Source organism: Ktedonospora formicarum, assembly GCF_016587355.1.
Classification (GTDB): domain Bacteria; phylum Chloroflexota; class Ktedonobacteria; order Ktedonobacterales; family Ktedonobacteraceae; genus Ktedonobacter; species Ktedonobacter formicarum.
Genome location: NZ_BNJF01000010.1, coordinates 184797 through 200790, shown reverse-complemented (window position 1 = coordinate 200790; position 15994 = coordinate 184797). Strand labels below are relative to the sequence as shown.

The window sequence follows — 15994 nt, the reverse complement described above, 5'->3', positions numbered from 1 at the left end:
TACAATGAGTGCAATGTTGAGTGAATGAGGTCATTTTATGGCGAATCAACGTGTAAGCAATACAGCGCTTGGTGCGGCAATATGCCGTTTTATCGAACAGTACCAGCCCAAGAACACCCGGTTGTTTGATGATCCGCTAGTCAAAGACCTGATCACCGCCCCTATCCGGACGCTGATGCAGATCAAAGGCATGCGCCATATGACGATCCAACAGATGGATGCCATAACGCCAGGGATTTATGGCGTCCAGATTGCACGAACACGCTTTATCGACGAGGCCGTCCGCGATGCTATCTCGCAAGGGATCGAGCAAGTAGTGATCCTGGGGGCAGGGCTTGATACTCGCTCCTATCGCCTGGCCGGAATAGAGCACACTCGCGTATTTGAAGTGGATCTCCCATCTGTGCAAGAAGCGAAGATGAAGAAGCTGCGCAAACATTTTGGACAACTGCCACAACGGGTCACCTTTCTTCCTATCGACTTCGATACGCAGAGCCTGGAAGCGGTCTTCAGCAAGACCTCCTACGACTTTGCCAGCCCGGCAATCTTTGTATGGGAAGGCGTCACGCAATATCTCTCTGAAGAAGCTGTCCGCCGGGCATTGGCATTTGTTGGGGTATCGGCCCCAGGAAGCATGCTCGTGTTTACCTATGTCTTGCAAAGCTTTATTGAACGACGTTCGGCGATTCCGGGTACCGAAAAGATGATGGATATGATGGCAAAACGGGGTGCTCCCTGGCTGTTCGGGCTGGAGCCCTCTAGCCTTACGTCATACCTCTCACCTTTTCATCTCCACTTGATCGCAGACGTTGGACATGTGGAGCATCAAGCACACTACTTCAAACCGGTGGGGCGGAAACTGGCAGTATCTGAAATCGAACGAATTGCGCAAGCAACCGTTGTTCATCCCTGATACAGTTTTTATGAATGTGTGAAAAAATTATGGTCTCTCCCCCTTGGTCACTCACCAAGTTTTGCGAGTGACCAAGGGGGAGACTAAGTAATACTAATCTAGGGCGTCACGCGCCGTGTGGCTCCCCAGATCAGTGTTGGAGTCCCAACAGAATTCCCCCCATAGGCTCCAATAAGGTTTCTCATCGCAAAAGCTAATCAAATTTTTTAGCACATGAGGCTTTGATAACGAAGCGCTCATCCTCATCGAGCAAGGGTCATCACGCATTCGAGATTATCAAAATTGCTCATCTATCAAAAAATTCCAAGCCTCTCTCATGAGATATACGGAAGCATCAATTACAGCATGTTCCTGGGCCATTCTCGATGGGACGCGACGTGAAACTATCAGGAAACTGATGAGGAGAAAAAGAGGGCCGATAATAAGGTTTCTACGAGAAACGCCAACCCGAGCATGCTGACATGAGGATATTCATTGCATAAGGGACATTTCTGCTTGCAGCTTCTTGAGAAGAGGTCCACTATCCCTGGGATCAAAAGACTCAAATCCTTGAAGATCGAGATCACGTCTCAGCAGAAACAATACAGTGTGGCGCCATTGGGCCAACTCAGGGGGTCTTGCGCCTTGCTTCCATTCCAAACAATAGTGGCGCAACCCCTTTAAAGCACCACGCGTACTTGCTTCAGCGCATAATCCACCTGACGAATAAAGCCAGGCATGTATTGCCTGGCCTATCTGTTGCGCTTTGGCTGGTGTGAGTGGATCTGATGCATGCATTGATAGCTGCCCAAGTAATTGAAATATTTCAGGATAGGATATTAAGCGTGTCTTATGCAGTTCGACTGAATATGAGGTCTTTAGATCCATCAGCCATTTGTTTTTTTCACGCTGCACCTGGCTCCAGGTGAAATAGCCACTCACTCCAGCAGTGAGGAGTGCTATCAGAGCGGAGATGAGTGCTGTTTGTAGCTCAAGGGGCATGGGTATCTCCTTTACTATCACAACGTTTTCTTTAGGCAACCAGCCAGCTCTATTTGACTCTCCAGCGACATCAACAACTATCCTATCACGTCTGTAAGTATCGTACATCAATGTGCGTACTTGATTTCTCATCTGCCCCACCTATCCTGTGACATCAAGAGATGCGGCGGCGACCAAGAGATTCATTAACCAGCCAGCCAAGAGCGCTGATACATTTTACAATACCGCTCGGCAGGATAACATCATTGAGAGGTATACCTCTTAGTCATCCTGCTCATTCAGAGGAAATTTCCAAACTGATCGTCTTCCCGGCATCAGAGAGCGCCTCTTGTAGATATTAGCGGTATGCTGATTGCCTTTGGTCTGGGGATCATTCTTGACAGCTGGTTGGGAGGTCGGATCGCGGATCGCGTGGGGCCAAAATGTTCGTTACTGATCGCTCTGGCGTTGTTATTGATTATAGAGCTTGTCTTGCCGCTAGTTACAACTTCATAGGTAGAAGGGTTATTGATGCTCTTTACCTGGGGTATATCAGGTGCATTGCCTCTCATTCCGCAACAACATTGCCTCTTGAGTGCGAGCACTAACATACGAATGTGATCCTGGCTCTGAATAATTCCATGTTTTACCTGGGAACGGCTGGAGGGGCAGCTATGGGAGGGCTGGTTCTCCATGCCATTGCAGTGACCCAGCTAGGCTGGATTGGAGAGGGCTGTACCTTACTTGCTATACTACTGCTGTTTATAAGCCTACGCCTGAACAAAAACATAGAACAGATGCCAAAAGAGCATATAAAAGAAACAGCGCCAAAATCTGAGTAACCAGCTTTACGCCCGAGTAGGCTCCGGTTGGCTTTTACTCGGAGCCTACTCGAGCGTAAAGTGACAAATGGCAATCTCATTTTCTGGTTACCATGATGGTTGTAGAGTCAAGGCTTGCTAACGCACATAACTGCCGCCATTAATGTCGAGCGTTGCGCCATTGAGTGAAGATTGACCTGGTTGGAGTACAAAGGCTATCAGATCTGCAACCTCGCTAGGTGCCACCATTTCTCCCAATGGAATATCGCTCACAGCTGCCTCTTTGCCATATTTATCAATATACTCTTGCGCCATCTCTGTATGCACGAATCCTGGCGCGATTGCAACAGCAGTAATTTCTTCGTGCGCGAATCCTCGCCCAATGGATTTGGTGAGGTTCAGAAGCGCTGCTTTTGCCGCACCATAGGGCATATAGTGAGGTGCCTCTCCACGGTGCGCGGCGCGACTCGCGATGTTGACAATCTTTCCACCGCCATGCTGACGAAAATGCTCTATGGCGAATCGACATAGATCGGCAGGGGCAAGCAAATTGATTTGGAGCGCGCGGTACCACGTTTGCTGCCATGTCGCAAGATCCTCTTCAACGCGAGCCTCCAGAAGAAGGCCAGCATTGTTCACAAGAGCATGGATTTGACCGGTTGCCCTCTCAGCTGCCTTCCACAAATGAGAGGCTCCATTAGGATCACTTAGATCAGCTTGAACAAGGGACCCTTGACCACCTATAGCAGCAAGAACCGCCGTTGCAGCTACCCTATCATGCCCATAATGCACAATCACATAGGCCCCCTGCGCTGCAAGCACATGGGCAGTTGCAGCACCAATGCCACGGGAAGCACCTGTGACCAGGACTGTCTTTCCATGCAAATTAAAATTCGTTGTCATACTATTGTTCGCTCCTTTCGTCAGGAAGAGAACCTTCTTCTATCGGGCGAGCATGCTTAGCATGTGTCAGCGCGCCCTTCAATTGGCACAGGTCCTTTCGTGAAGTCACTCACTATCTCTAAAGTGTGCTCATCACATGGTGTACTTTCTGGCTCCAATAACACATCATCCAAACCTAAAAAATTAGTTGGGAATGCCCTCTAAGCTTTTCTGCTTCTGATCAGACAACTGCTGATTGATACGTCTAGGATTGCGGCGGAACAATAGATCGGTTACCAAGCCAGCTCCAACGAGAATGATCACAAGGCCAATGAACGAGCTCAGAGTGAAAGCTTCTTTCAGGAACAACATGCCCCAGAAAATACCAAAGATGGGAGCCAGGAATGTTACCATGAGCGTTTTGGTTGGACCAGCGTGCGCAATCAACCAGATATAGAGCAGAAGGGTGACCGCAGTACAAAGGAGAGCCAGTGCTGCAACTGCTAGCAACACACTGGGAGCTGGTATGTGTATTGGAGATACGACCAGCGCCAGCGGGACCAAAAAGAGAGCCGCAAAGAATTGACTGCATGTTGATGTTGCGAGTGAACTCACCTTGTTCCCAAGGGTAACTTTAATATAGACACTGGCAATACCATAGGAGGCAGCGGCTGCTAGCGAAGCTCCAACCGAGAAGAGAAGCTCCAATGAAAAGGGAATTGAGCTCCAGCCAACCAGGATACTTACCCCCAGGAAACCCAGGAGCAGCCCCACAATCTTCTTGAGGGTCATGGTCTCCTTCATCCAGAGAACAGCAGTCAGCACTCCGAAGAGTGGGGTGGTCGCATTAAGTAGCGCCGCAAGCCCACTGGGGAGAGAGAGTTCTGCGATACCAATCAAGGTAAAAGGGAGAGCTGCATTGATGATTCCTATGACGAGGTAATGTCGCCAATAGCTCCGCCACTCTAGCCGCGTACGAGTCACAAGCGCGCATACAAGCAAACAAAGTCCGGCTAACAAAACGCGCATCGCCATCAAGGGAATCGGTCCCAGGACAGGTGCAGCGATACGAATAAAGAGAAAGCCTGCCCCCAAAACGCCGAGAGCACCAGTAAAACTCCAACTTCTTTTGTTTGCATACATGTTCTCCTTCCTCGATACCTTTTTTCTGTGTATTGATGTGTTAGAATACTCAGCCATTCGCCACCTCGTGGCAGCAGCTTTGGCCCTCATCTCAGATGGCGGTATTCCCACTCTTGGAACTCCCATCACCAGGAGTAGTTTTCCTCTCGCATTTCATGGAGAGGATTGAGAGTATCTTGCCCTCTTCCGCCGTTTCCATTAGAATATAGCAAGTTCTTCTATGTGTCCAATTCATAGTTTTCATATAAGTCATGAAGGTTTACTCATATGACGCTTACACAGCTTCACGTCTTCCTGGTGGTTGTGGAAAAGGGTAACTTTACACTCGCAGCCGAGCAATTGTATATGACGCAATCGGCAGTCAGTCATGCCATTGCCTCTCTGGAGAAAGAGTTGGGAGTTCTTCTACTAGAACGTCAGCGCGCAGGGGTGATCACAACCTCTATTGGTGAGCAATTGCTTATGCGTGCTCGCACCATCATCGATCAGACAGAATGCATTCGACAGGAAATGGCAGCAGCGAGGGGAATAGCGACAGGCAAACTACGCATAGGAAGCTTTTCCAGTGTTTCCAGGGGGGTTCTGCCTGCACTCCTTGGCTCATTCCGCCGAAAGTACCCAGGTATTACCATCACCCTTTTGGAAGGAACCAATCAGGAGGTCTATGACTGGCTCATCTCACGTGCCGTTGATATCAGTGTCGTTATCCTACCCGTCACTGGCGTTGATACCATTCCTCTTGTTACTGATGAGCTTGTTGCATTCTTACCTCCCGATCATGCATTGGTGCAACATACGACCATTCAGATCGAGCAGATTGCGGCAGATCCCTTTATTATGCCAAAGGGGGGATGCGAACCTCTTATCAGAACGATCTTTGAACGAGCTGGAGTCATCCCTCATATCGCCTTTGAAGCAAGTGAGACTGAAGCCATCCTTGCGATGGTTCAGGAAGGGCTGGGGGTAACAATTGTACCACGACTTTCCTTATCAGTAGATACGTCACATTTACAAGCCCTGCCACTTGATCCGCCCATCCATCGAGAGTTAGGTCTGGCGGTGCGTTCTTCTGCATCTCTCACTCCTGCAATGGAAGCGTTTTTCCATCATGCAGAAAATATCTGATCAGAGTGTTCCATTTCAAAGCTTTACGGAAGATACGCCAGGGTCATCCTTCGCCAACCAGAAGGGAACGAAAGAAGCCGGAATACAAGCACAGGAAGCTGGTCAAGGTTACCTACAGCAATAATGTCTTTCCGCCTGACCAGCCTATGGCATTTGATAAAGAGAACATCGACAAACCGGATTTCTGATTGATCACTCCACTAAGGACTGAGCCTTCGCTTTCCCCAGCTGATCCTCTGATGAAATGTTTACGGCTTGGGAGACCTTGGCATCAGTGAGGTTCACTTCGCTGAGGCTCACTTCACTCAGGCTGGCTTCACTCAGGTTGGCTTCACTCAGATCAGCTCCGCTCAGGTCGGCAAAGCTCAGGTCGGCTTCACTGAAGTTGACTCTGCTCAAATTGGCCTCATGTAGATTGGTTTCACTCAGATTAGCTTTGCTGAGATCAGCTCCGCTCAGGTCGACTCTACAAAGATCCCCTTTGCTAAGGTCAGCTCCGCTCAGATTGGCTTCAATAAGATCGGATTCACGCAGATTGGCCCTACTCAGATCGGCTCTACTCAGGTCGACTCTGCAAAGATCGGCTTCGCTCAGATTGGCTCCACTCAGGTCGGCTCCACTCAGGCTCACGTCACTGAGGTTAGCTCCGCTCAGGTCGGCTCCGCTCAGATCAGCTCCGCTCAGGTCAGCTCCACTCAGGCTAACACCACTGAGGTTAGCTCCGCTCAGATCAGCTTCACTCAGATTAGCTTCGATAAGATGATGACCTCTGCTGAGGTCAGCTCTACTGAAGCGTGCTTCGCTCAGATCGGCCTGGTTCAGGTTGGCAAAGCTGAAATTAGCTTCGATGAGGCCAGCTCTGCTCAGGTTAGAGAAGCTCAGGTCGGCAAGCTTAAGGTTAGCTCCGTTCAGGTCAGCTCCACTCAGATCAGTACCACTCAGATCAGTACCACTCAGGTTGGCTTGACAAAGGTTGGCTCCGACGAGATTGGCTCCGCTCAGATCGGCCTGGCTCAGATTGGCTCCGTTCAGGTCAATTCCACTCATATTGGCTCCACGCAGGTTGACAAGATTGAGATCAGCTCCACTGAAGTTGGCTTCACTCAGATCGGCGAAGCTAAAATCAATCTCATAGGCACAACACTCTTTGAGATCCAGGCCTCTCATATTTGCGCCACTGAAAGAAATGACACTTTCTCCTTGCTGAGCTGTCACGAGCTTTGCTTCTCGTAAGAAGGAGAATACCTGATTAATGCGGGGCGCATCAAGCTGACGTAAGACGGCTATTGTTCTTGTTCGTGCCACAATACGAACCTCAGAATCTGGCTGAGATATTCGTAAACTTTCTTTCAATAGCAAATCTGACATATGATCCAGATAGGTTTGAAGTATGTCTTCTCTCTGTTTGTCCCTGGCAATTTTGTGATCATTTCGATACTGGTGTTCAGTTTTTTCTTGCTCATTCTTACTGACAGTATAACTGAGCAAGAAACCACCAAGAGCAAGCACAAGAGGTACAATGAGGAGTTGTGTCCATGCCCACAGAGACTTCGGCGTCTGATATTGTAAGAGAACGACGAAACTGATGCACACTATGACGCCTATAATTAGAGCGACTCTCTTCTTTTGCATTGCCCACCAAAATACGTTTTTTTGTATCACAGCGCTTTTCCTCTCCTCCAGCATATATACCCATTGTAACCAGCGGTAGTATACAAACAGTTCATCAACTTCTAGCCAGTGCGAAGAGGAGTTTCTTCTGATAATCTCACAGAAAAAGACAAAACCATCATTCTTGCCATGTCATCTGACAATGGTTCAGACGTATCAAGTCCCAATGGACGGTTAATTGGTTGCTCTAACGAGTTTCTTTCGAGCACTCTTGAGATGGACAAATGTATCGACGCAGTATTTCCTTGTTCCCAACTGATTGACAATGGCCTATGAGGGCTATAGATTCCGAGCAGGCTGCCTAAATATCTGGCAATCTGATACAATACCGTATCGTCGTAGGTATGAAGCCTCCGCAGCGACGCGCACCAACAAGAGGTTTTGCAGATGAATCAGATATTTCGTGACTATCAGCTTGTCACTCAGCTTTCCAGAAAAGCATTTAGTTGTCTCTATCTTGCCCAACCCATTGCAGCATCCACAGAGAATGTCGTTATCAGGATCTTTGACTCTATTTCAGCTGACTTCGTGCAAGAGCATTTCCAGAAAGAAATCAACCAGATCACCCATCTTCGCCACCCCTTTATTTTGCCTCTTCACAGTGGAGGAATTGAACAGGGGCATCCTTATCTCGTAAGTGGGTACGCTCCTAGTGATTCGTTACGCAATCGCATTATGGCCTTGCAACCGCGCCCCTTTCCTTTAGCCAAAGCCTTGCTCACCATTGTCCAATTAGGGCAAGCACTTGGGTATGCTCACGCATGGAATATTTTGCACACAAACATAAAACCCGAAAATGTACTCTTCAATGCCCAGGACCAGGCGCTACTGGCTGATTTTATCCCTTCCAGCCTTACGAAGGACTATTTATCTCGCCAGCAACCAGACCTACAGAGCGCTCGCTATAAGGCCCCAGAACAATTGGCTGGCACGGAGAGTATGGAAAGCGATCAATACGCGTTAGGCTGCATAGCATATGAAATCCTGACTGGGCAGTCTCCTTTTACAGTTATAGCTCTTTCTACAGGTCAACTCAAACGCACTTCAGAACATCCTACACCGCTGACACAGATAATTCCTGGGCTCCCCAGCATGTCGATGTTGCAGTATGTAAAGCATTGGCAAATGAGCCAAGCGCACGTCACGCAAGCGTTGCCGCCTTTATGGAAGCGCTTACCGCATATTCCTTAAAAATCACAACGGCTTCATCCCCAGAGAGTATGATGTCTGCTCGTTCTATGGATGAGCTTGAAGCTTCATCCTTGCAACCACCTCATCCAACAAATGTTCAGAATAATCAACTTCAAAGGCCATTTTCAGAGAAAAGTGGGCTAGCGATACTGCCAGCCAGCAATCCCAAAGAGAATGTGGCAATACCAGTAGGAGCAGGGGGTAGCAATACGACGTCAGCCACGATGCTGGCTTCCTCTCCAATGCCTGTGATGCCTCCTCCTTTGATACCTCAGACCCCACATTATTTGCGAAGTGTCTCGCCAGAGGTGGATGCAAACGCACAATGGAAACCTCTTGCTGAGAAACAAATGCATATGCGGCGGAGGAAAGGACTTGTGGTAGGCATAGGGATAGCGATTTCTTTTATTTGTTTGCTTTTACTTGGTGTCAGTGTTTTACCTCTATTGCTCCCCAAATCAGACACAAAACAGGGTCTTGAGCAGACACCCACTATACCAGCTGTTACCGTGACACAAACACACGGGACACCCACTGCGCAACCATCAATTCAGCCCACAGCAACGGCGACTCATGAGGTGAAACCAACTCCTACCGCGACCCCAAGTCCGACACCGTCACCCACAAAGCCGCCCCCCACTCCTACTCCACCACCTTCTACACCAACGCCCAAACCAACTCATACGCCAAAGCCAACCCCCACTCCCTGTTGGTTATTTTGTTAGTGTGGAAGAACATTTCAGAGGAGCGTGAAGAAGCCAATGTAATGGCAGACGCACGCTCCTTTGAGGTGGAGGGAAATAGATAATTAGCTATCCTCTGATCAGGGAAAGCATATCCAAAACGCACAGCAGTTCTTGCATTCTGTCAGCCGTGCGAGATTCTTGAAAGCATTGTCATCACTCTGTCGCTCACATAGCCACAATCCACATACAAAACACCTCCGCACTGTGCCACACAAGCTATCATACGTACGCACCGGGATGCTTCTTGGAGCGACGAGTTGATGAGATATTTCCGGATGGAGGGGGCGTTTAGAGAATAGATACAGCTTGTTTGGTTATTAAAGCTACCAATAAGCCGCATAATTCCTATGCCACAGAGTGGAGATAGCATATGATAATCATTGAACATAGACTCAAGGAAGTGAAAACATGTCAGGCGATAGAGGCACAGGTCGTCGGACCAGCACCAGCCACACATCTCTTCATTTGTACTGGCATCATCATGGCGGATGCCGGACGTGTCGTAGAGCAAAGAGGCTTCAATGATGGAACGATTCCAGAAGCCCCACTTTCGTTTATCATTCCGGGGAATGATCGACAGTTCCTCTCCCTACATGCCGATAATGATACTCCTTTAAATATTATCTCAACAACAGCGTTTGTCTCCTTCACAACGCATAATGCCAGACATGTATATAAAGAGATTAAACATGCCCATGTGTATCAGCAGGGAGCACATCCTGTGCTTGTGATCATGCTCGCAATTGATATCCACGCTGACGCCATGCTCACCTATCATGTATCGATATTGGCAGGTCCAGCAAATTGAGACATCTCTATTAACAGAAGACACTAAAATAATAACCCATACGCAGAAACGCGCCAATATTTTTGGCGCGTTTCTGCGTATGGGCAACCCCTAGCACGTCTTTTATATCAATTCAAGCCCTCCGTCAACCGTGATGGCCTGCCCAGCCATCCATGTTGCTGCGGGATCAGAAAGCGAGATAATCCAGGGTGCAATATCCTCTGGGATGCCTCTGCGCCCTAAAGGGTTGAGGTACTCTTGGTCTGTTCAATCGTTTCAATCGCTGAGGCTGAAAACCCGGTTCGCTCTAGGATTGGCGTGGCGGTCGTACCAGGAGCAACAGCATTTACCCGAATACCATGAGGTGCTAGCTCAAACGCCCAACAACGGGTTAAATGCTCAATAGCAGCCTTACTAGCCGCACACCATAGGCCGATGACCATAGGTACTTGAGATGTTCACAATGGCTCCTTTGCTCTTCGTCAAGGTCTCCAGCGCGGCTTTACTCAGCCATGTAGGTCCTAATACATTCAAAACGAGCCTGATTACGGTGTGGTGGTGGAGTCATGAGTATTCACTCCTTTTACTTGAGGAAGATGAGCACATACCAGGCATCTTTCGTCGTGCTTTTCACTTCCCTTGCAACCAACAGCTCTTTTCCACCTCCAGAACCATTGTGACTAGGAGGCAAGAAGCTCCTCGATCAATTGCATAAGCTTCTCTAAGTCAAAGGGCTTCTGGAGGGTTCTAATATCTTCAAGAAGACTGCTTTCACAAGGCAAACTGGAACTCATGAGGAGAATGGGCTTCAGTTCGCCTGCTTCTCTTCGCCGCAATTGGGCAGCAAGTTCCAAACCATCCATCCCAGGGAGTCGATAGTCGAGTAGAAACAACGCGGGCGAGATCGTATCCACTATGGAGAGTGCCATCTCACCACTTGGAGCCAGAAACCCTTGATAGATCTCCTCACTGTGCAGCACTTCTAGCAGAATATCACCAAGGATGGGATCATCTTCAACAATAAGAATACTCTTGACAAGCGATCTCTCACTCCCTACGTATTGGAGATTTGTCATATGCTGGAGATTTGTCATATGCGTTCCTCAAGGACTTTCCTGGGGAAGCATCACATGAGCAGTCGATCCATAATCTCGTTCGCTCTCTACTGTGATGGTTCCCCTATGGTGCTTGACGATATCAGAGACAACATATCAGCCCATTTCTAAGCTGGAAAAAGAACTTTCCCTCTCATAAATACATATGTGATTCGCTTTCTTAAACTCTTTTTACGTGTTTACGTCGAAGAAAGGAATCACATATGAATGGATAGCGATAATAAATTTTGTTAAGACTGGTTGTAGATCCAGGGCTTACTTTTGAGGCACGGAGCGGTTAAGCCATTCCTCAAAGCGAGTTGGGGCGATCCGCGCATTTTCACCTGGAATAAGAGAGTTATCTTCCAGCTCCGAGCCGAAGTAGCGCGCATGAGCATCTGTGACTACCTGACGGGTATCATTAGTTGCGTCCAGGAAGCGACGAATGAATTCACCGAAATGAATCTTCTCGGGACCAGCCAGTTCAATCATGCCATTTACAGGCGCCTCAAGCGCGACATCTGAGAGTGCAGCCGCAACATCATCAGACACGATCGGCTGTATAAACGCAGTTGATACACGAACCGTTTGTCCCTCAGTGGCCTCCTGGGCAATACCACCGACAAACTCAGAGAATTGCGTTGCTCGAAGGATGGTATAGGGAACACGAGAAGCCTTGATCAGCTTTTCCTGGGCTGCCTTCGCTCGAAAATATCCGTTCTCGGGAAGACGGTCAGTACCAACAATTGACAGCGCGATGTGATGTTTCACACCAGCAGCCTCTTCTGCAGCCAGGAGATTACGATTCGATGTCTCGAAAAACGCTAAAACGGCCTGATCTTCCCATGAAGGTGCATTCGCCACATCAACAACCACCTGAGCACCCTCAAGCACTTGGGCTAATCCCTCACCTGTAATCGTGTTGACACCTGTGCGAGGCGATGCCGCAACAGCCTGGTGGCCGCGTTCAAGAAGCCTGCTCACGAGTTTTTTCCCAATGAGACCGCTACCACCAATAACCACAATCTTCATACAGAACCTCCTATCATCCTCATCCAATCCGCAGAAGAGGACGTCAAAACATCTATTCTGTTGAACATGGAAAGTCTAAGAGCCTTACTAGCACCTCTCTCACCAATCAATAACTCACCAGAGTCACATGCAATCCCATATAGAAGCACATCTATAGATATGCGGATTCGTGATCGTGCTGCGGTTACACTTTCCATTTCCGTGCTGCTTAATGCCATGAACTATTGAATGAGCTCTGGCAATTGCGATATGCGACGAAACACATTCAACACAAAACAACTATACATTTTTATTAAGGATATATTTTATCCTTAAGGACATTGTATATCCCCGATAAAGGGCTGTCAAGAGACTCGGAATCTATTTCCATATGAATGATGCTCTACTAAAGGCTCACCCAAACGCATGGTCAATGAATATGTGGTGTTACATCAGATCCAAAATGGCATTCTTGCTGGGGACTTGAATGAGAAGCCCTGACATCGTATAAAAAGAGGCATTCTTGCGATTTTCATGTGAGCACAATATTATGTTCACATGAAAATCGCAAGAATGCCTCTGGAAATGGGAAATAGAGTTCCTCTTCCTGGCGCATACACATCGATATTTACAAATATTCTTCATTGTGTGCTGCGCAGAAATACTACAGGAACAGCCTTCCACTCCTCTCTTTTTATAAAACCATCAACACAAACAAAGTAGGCATTGGCACTGGGGTGTAGGAGTAGGCGTTGGCTCAGAAGTTGGCGTGGGTTTAGGGTGAGTCGGCGTTGCCGTAGGAGGCTGAGCCACAGTTGGTGACGGAGCTACAGTCGGTGATGGCTTGGCCTTGGTAGGGGAGGGAGCCACAGTCGGTGATGACTTTGCTTCTGTAGCGGTTGCAGATGGTTGCTGCGTCGGAGTCGTTTGTAGGGCTGTCTCTGATGTAGGTGTTGCTTGCTCATAACTTTGCTTTGATTGATCTTGTGAGAAAAACACGCGAGGGACAACACCAACGCAAAGTAGAAGTAAGCAAACCATGACAACAGTCACTCCCACTCCGATTGCGACCTTTTTTCTCCTCGGGTGAGATGATGGTGCTTGATAAGGTATAGGAGTTCTTCCAAGGGCTAGCCGCTTTGTCGTTATTTCGTTATCTGGTAGCGTAAGACTCCCATTGTCTCTATTCATTTGGGGAGAAGAAGGCCAGGATGGAGCCTGATTCATTTTCCCAGTTGAAAGTAGTATTTCCTCTGGAAATGGGGTCGTTATCATATCCCAAGATGATGCAGTAAGTGCTTCAAGAAAAGCTATAATGCTCTTATGGCGTTCAGTCGGCTCTTTTGCTAATGCTTTGAGCACCGCAGCATCGACATGTTGCGGTATATCAGGGATAATCTGGATGAGGGGAGTAGGAGCTTTGTACTCTTGCTCTGTTGTTGAGTCACCAGCTGGGAAAGGGGGCTGTCCAGTCAGCAGTTCATATGCCAGGCAACCAAATGCATATTGATCACTCTCCCTGGTATATGTGCCTGCGAATTGTTCGGGAGGCATGGAGCGTGCATGCAGGAGATCGAGTCGAGATAAAGGCAAATACCTCTCCATGAGACTCAAAGGGGTAAAGTCAGCCAACAATGCCACGCCTTGATTATTAAAGAGAATGTTTTCAGGTTTGAGATTTGCATGCACAATGTTTTGTGCATGGGCATATGCGAGGGCCTGCCCTACCTGTACCAAGGTAGATATTGCTTTATCGAAAGGCAAGGGGTCTGCCGATTGAGTCATCATACGATGCCGCAATGAATTACCAGATACATATGCGCTGATCAAATAAGGGCGCTCTTCATCAAACCCGGCTTCAAGTAGAGGTACAATATAAGGATGCTGCAGTTGTGAGATCTGATCGCTTTCATCCTCAAACCGCTCTTGTTCAAATTTTGCCCCAATGGCGTTAAAGAACTTGATAATAACCTTTTCCGTAGTATCTGTAAGTTGTTGGGCAAGGTAGAGGCTACTCGTTGTTTTCCTGGCAAGCGCTGTAACAAGCTGATAGTCACGAAATACTTGATCCATCTGTAAAACCTCTTAATAAAATATTTAGTAGAAATGATCGTCTAAAGACGAAAAGGCTTGCAAACTCATCTCTCCATGGCTGTAAAATGAAGAAAAAGTTCATAAATACAACATAGGAAATATACCATGTGATTGTTTTCAGGGTGTAAATGTAGCCAAATGGTATTGATGAGAATAAATATGCGATCAAGCGCATTTTATGAAAAACAAAGCTCAGCATTTTATCCCCTAGAAGGAACTCATCTAAATAGTCCTCTTGCCTATTGATTGTTGAACAAAGATACTCGGGATTATGTTCATTCAGATGTTGCTCCAGAGTCGCCTGTTCATAGGAGAATATCCATGCGAAGTGACGATCCTTCCAGCAGGTATCAGCGTTACAATAGCGCCAGTCGTCGGGAGAGATATATCGAGGGGTGTGTCCTCTTCCCTATCTGGATCATGATTGAGGTACCCTTCCGTCTAATTCGTTGGCTGCTCCGATACCCATTCGGATTGCTGAGGGAGTACGCGACGTTATTTGGGGTAGTGGGTGTAGAAACGTACGCACGCCTATCTCGTCGGCTCAATCCCGTGAAAGTCCGCCTTACACAGGAAGGGATGGAAGAGGGTTATTTTGCTGTCATCGCAACTTCCGGATGGTATTGCTTTGAGAATGCTCTGGAAGCAGAGGTTCGATTGTGTGTGGGCAATGGCAGTGGAGAGATCCCAAGGAAATTGCGTGGGCAAGGATTGTTATTGCAGCCAGGGCAGAAGCACAAACTCTACTTTCCTCGTGAAGATAGCTCGTATGATCTGGAACTCTTTGGAAAGGGTGGGCGAAAACTAGATCGCATAAAGCTCAGAGTTTCAACGCGCTATTATGAGGATTAAATGCTCACGAGAACCAAAAGATATGTGGAAAACATCGGCGGTCGAATGAAGGATGCATCATATATATATAGCCGAACAACCTCCCAGATCGAGCCTGGAAGGTTGTTCGGCATCATAGCGAATAATTGACGCAGGCAGCTAATCAGCTTTGGGCTTTGATACCGAATTGCTGGGCATACTCCGAATTGAGTCGAGGCCAATCAAACTTCATCGCCTCACCAGCAACGATGCGCCCGATGGGCGTTCCACTGAGACGGTAATTCAGAACATCAAAACAAATGTGCCATCCGGCTGCCCCCATTGAGATGAAGCGGCGATCAATGTCATGCCACAACGTCAAACGTGTGCCATCACCAATGGCTTCAAGTTCCCACCGGATATTGTTACCACCCCAGTTATACTCAAGCGTCCTGGGAGCGTCGGCACGTGTCACTGTTGTTTCGGAAACTTGCGGCGTAGGTGCACCTATAGTGGTGAGTTCCACGGCGGCTCCAACCATCTCCAGGCTCCTATTAGCATCAAAAGGAGCCCACTCGCGCAGATGCGCCGGGTCGGTAAGCGCCTGCCAGACTCTCTCTGGCGAGTGACGCAGTTCTCTGACAAGAATGAGCGTCCATGTCTCTCCGTCCTTTTGTATCTGCGCCCCGTTGGCTGGGCCTGGGGTATAGTGCTCGCGATCAGTCATCATCTGCTCCTTTTCTTTA

At 48.1% G+C, this 15994-nt stretch carries 17 protein-coding genes; 7 read left to right on the top strand and 10 right to left on the bottom strand.

All coding sequences use genetic code 11. The features are described from left to right. The first annotated feature begins 37 nt into the window (after nucleotides 1–37). On the top strand, nucleotides 38–913 hold the full coding sequence (locus K3T82_RS45280; protein ID WP_220200033.1) for an SAM-dependent methyltransferase: 876 nt from the start codon (nucleotides 38–40) through the stop codon (nucleotides 911–913). Nucleotides 914–1384: 471 nt separating this feature from the next. Here K3T82_RS45280 and K3T82_RS45275 read toward each other — a convergent pair whose 3' ends face one another. Further along, complete coding sequence (locus K3T82_RS45275) at nucleotides 1385–1894, bottom strand: hypothetical protein (protein ID WP_220200032.1); 510 nt, start codon at nucleotides 1892–1894, stop codon at nucleotides 1385–1387. 345 nt (nucleotides 1895–2239) lie between these two features. Here K3T82_RS45275 and K3T82_RS45270 point away from each other — a divergent pair, with 345 nt between their 5' ends. Further along, nucleotides 2240–2389 (top strand): hypothetical protein, encoded by a 150-nt coding sequence (locus tag K3T82_RS45270; protein ID WP_220200031.1) that lies wholly within the window; start codon nucleotides 2240–2242, stop codon nucleotides 2387–2389. A gap of 443 nt (nucleotides 2390–2832) precedes the next feature. Here the strand turns inward: K3T82_RS45270 and K3T82_RS45265 are convergent, their stop codons facing one another. Both K3T82_RS45265 and K3T82_RS45260 read right to left on the bottom strand, forming a co-directional pair. Then, on the bottom strand, nucleotides 2833–3597 hold the full coding sequence (locus tag K3T82_RS45265) for an SDR family NAD(P)-dependent oxidoreductase (RefSeq protein WP_220200030.1): 765 nt from the start codon (nucleotides 3595–3597) through the stop codon (nucleotides 2833–2835). A gap of 183 nt (nucleotides 3598–3780) precedes the next feature. Beyond that, nucleotides 3781–4719 (bottom strand): DMT family transporter, encoded by a 939-nt coding sequence (locus K3T82_RS45260; protein WP_220200029.1) that lies wholly within the window; start codon nucleotides 4717–4719, stop codon nucleotides 3781–3783. A 267-nt stretch (nucleotides 4720–4986) separates the two neighbouring features. On the opposite strand from K3T82_RS45260, the gene K3T82_RS45255 reads away from it, so the two are divergent. Then, on the top strand, nucleotides 4987–5844 hold the full coding sequence (locus tag K3T82_RS45255; RefSeq protein ID WP_220200028.1) for a LysR family transcriptional regulator: 858 nt from the start codon (nucleotides 4987–4989) through the stop codon (nucleotides 5842–5844). Nucleotides 5845–6036: 192 nt separating this feature from the next. On the opposite strand, the gene K3T82_RS45250 is transcribed toward K3T82_RS45255, so the two are convergent. Next, nucleotides 6037–7149: a pentapeptide repeat-containing protein gene (locus K3T82_RS45250; RefSeq protein ID WP_220200027.1), complete on the bottom strand. Its 1113-nt coding sequence runs from the start codon at nucleotides 7147–7149 to the stop codon at nucleotides 6037–6039. A 753-nt stretch (nucleotides 7150–7902) separates the two neighbouring features. On the opposite strand from K3T82_RS45250, the gene K3T82_RS45245 reads away from it, so the two are divergent. From K3T82_RS45245 to K3T82_RS45235, 3 genes are all read left to right on the top strand, one after another. Then, nucleotides 7903–8706 carry a serine/threonine protein kinase gene (locus K3T82_RS45245; RefSeq protein WP_220200026.1) on the top strand — a complete coding sequence of 268 codons (804 nt, stop codon included), beginning with the start codon at nucleotides 7903–7905 and terminating at the stop codon, nucleotides 8704–8706. 47 nt (nucleotides 8707–8753) lie between these two features. Then, a complete protein-coding gene (locus K3T82_RS45240) occupies nucleotides 8754–9431 on the top strand; it encodes a hypothetical protein (protein WP_220200025.1) in 678 nt (225 codons plus the stop codon). Nucleotides 9432–9822: 391 nt separating this feature from the next. Further along, nucleotides 9823–10260: a hypothetical protein gene (locus tag K3T82_RS45235; RefSeq protein WP_220200024.1), complete on the top strand. Its 438-nt coding sequence runs from the start codon at nucleotides 9823–9825 to the stop codon at nucleotides 10258–10260. A gap of 102 nt (nucleotides 10261–10362) precedes the next feature. Here the strand turns inward: K3T82_RS45235 and K3T82_RS50750 are convergent, their stop codons facing one another. From K3T82_RS50750 to K3T82_RS45205, 5 genes are all read right to left on the bottom strand, one after another. Next, nucleotides 10363–10440, bottom strand: coding sequence for a hypothetical protein (locus K3T82_RS50750; RefSeq protein WP_420799424.1), 78 nt, complete (start codon nucleotides 10438–10440; stop codon nucleotides 10363–10365). 38 nt (nucleotides 10441–10478) lie between these two features. Then, the gene (locus K3T82_RS49555) at nucleotides 10479–10682 is read right to left on the bottom strand and encodes an SDR family oxidoreductase (RefSeq protein WP_220200023.1); all 204 of its coding nucleotides are present in this window, start codon (nucleotides 10680–10682) and stop codon (nucleotides 10479–10481) included. A gap of 237 nt (nucleotides 10683–10919) precedes the next feature. Continuing rightward, the gene (locus K3T82_RS45215; RefSeq protein WP_236031936.1) at nucleotides 10920–11333 is read right to left on the bottom strand and encodes a response regulator; all 414 of its coding nucleotides are present in this window, start codon (nucleotides 11331–11333) and stop codon (nucleotides 10920–10922) included. A gap of 276 nt (nucleotides 11334–11609) precedes the next feature. Then, nucleotides 11610–12365, bottom strand: coding sequence for an SDR family oxidoreductase (locus K3T82_RS45210; protein ID WP_220200021.1), 756 nt, complete (start codon nucleotides 12363–12365; stop codon nucleotides 11610–11612). 684 nt (nucleotides 12366–13049) lie between these two features. After that, entirely contained in the window at nucleotides 13050–14417 is a 1368-nt protein-coding gene (locus tag K3T82_RS45205) for a serine/threonine-protein kinase (RefSeq protein ID WP_220200020.1), read from the bottom strand. A gap of 342 nt (nucleotides 14418–14759) precedes the next feature. Here K3T82_RS45205 and K3T82_RS45200 point away from each other — a divergent pair, with 342 nt between their 5' ends. Next, nucleotides 14760–15290 carry a hypothetical protein gene (locus K3T82_RS45200; RefSeq protein WP_220200019.1) on the top strand — a complete coding sequence of 177 codons (531 nt, stop codon included), beginning with the start codon at nucleotides 14760–14762 and terminating at the stop codon, nucleotides 15288–15290. 142 nt (nucleotides 15291–15432) lie between these two features. On the opposite strand, the gene K3T82_RS45195 is transcribed toward K3T82_RS45200, so the two are convergent. Then, nucleotides 15433–15975, bottom strand: a complete 543-nt coding sequence (locus tag K3T82_RS45195) for an SRPBCC family protein (RefSeq protein ID WP_420799423.1) — start codon at nucleotides 15973–15975, stop codon at nucleotides 15433–15435. Nucleotides 15976–15994 lie beyond the last annotated feature (19 nt).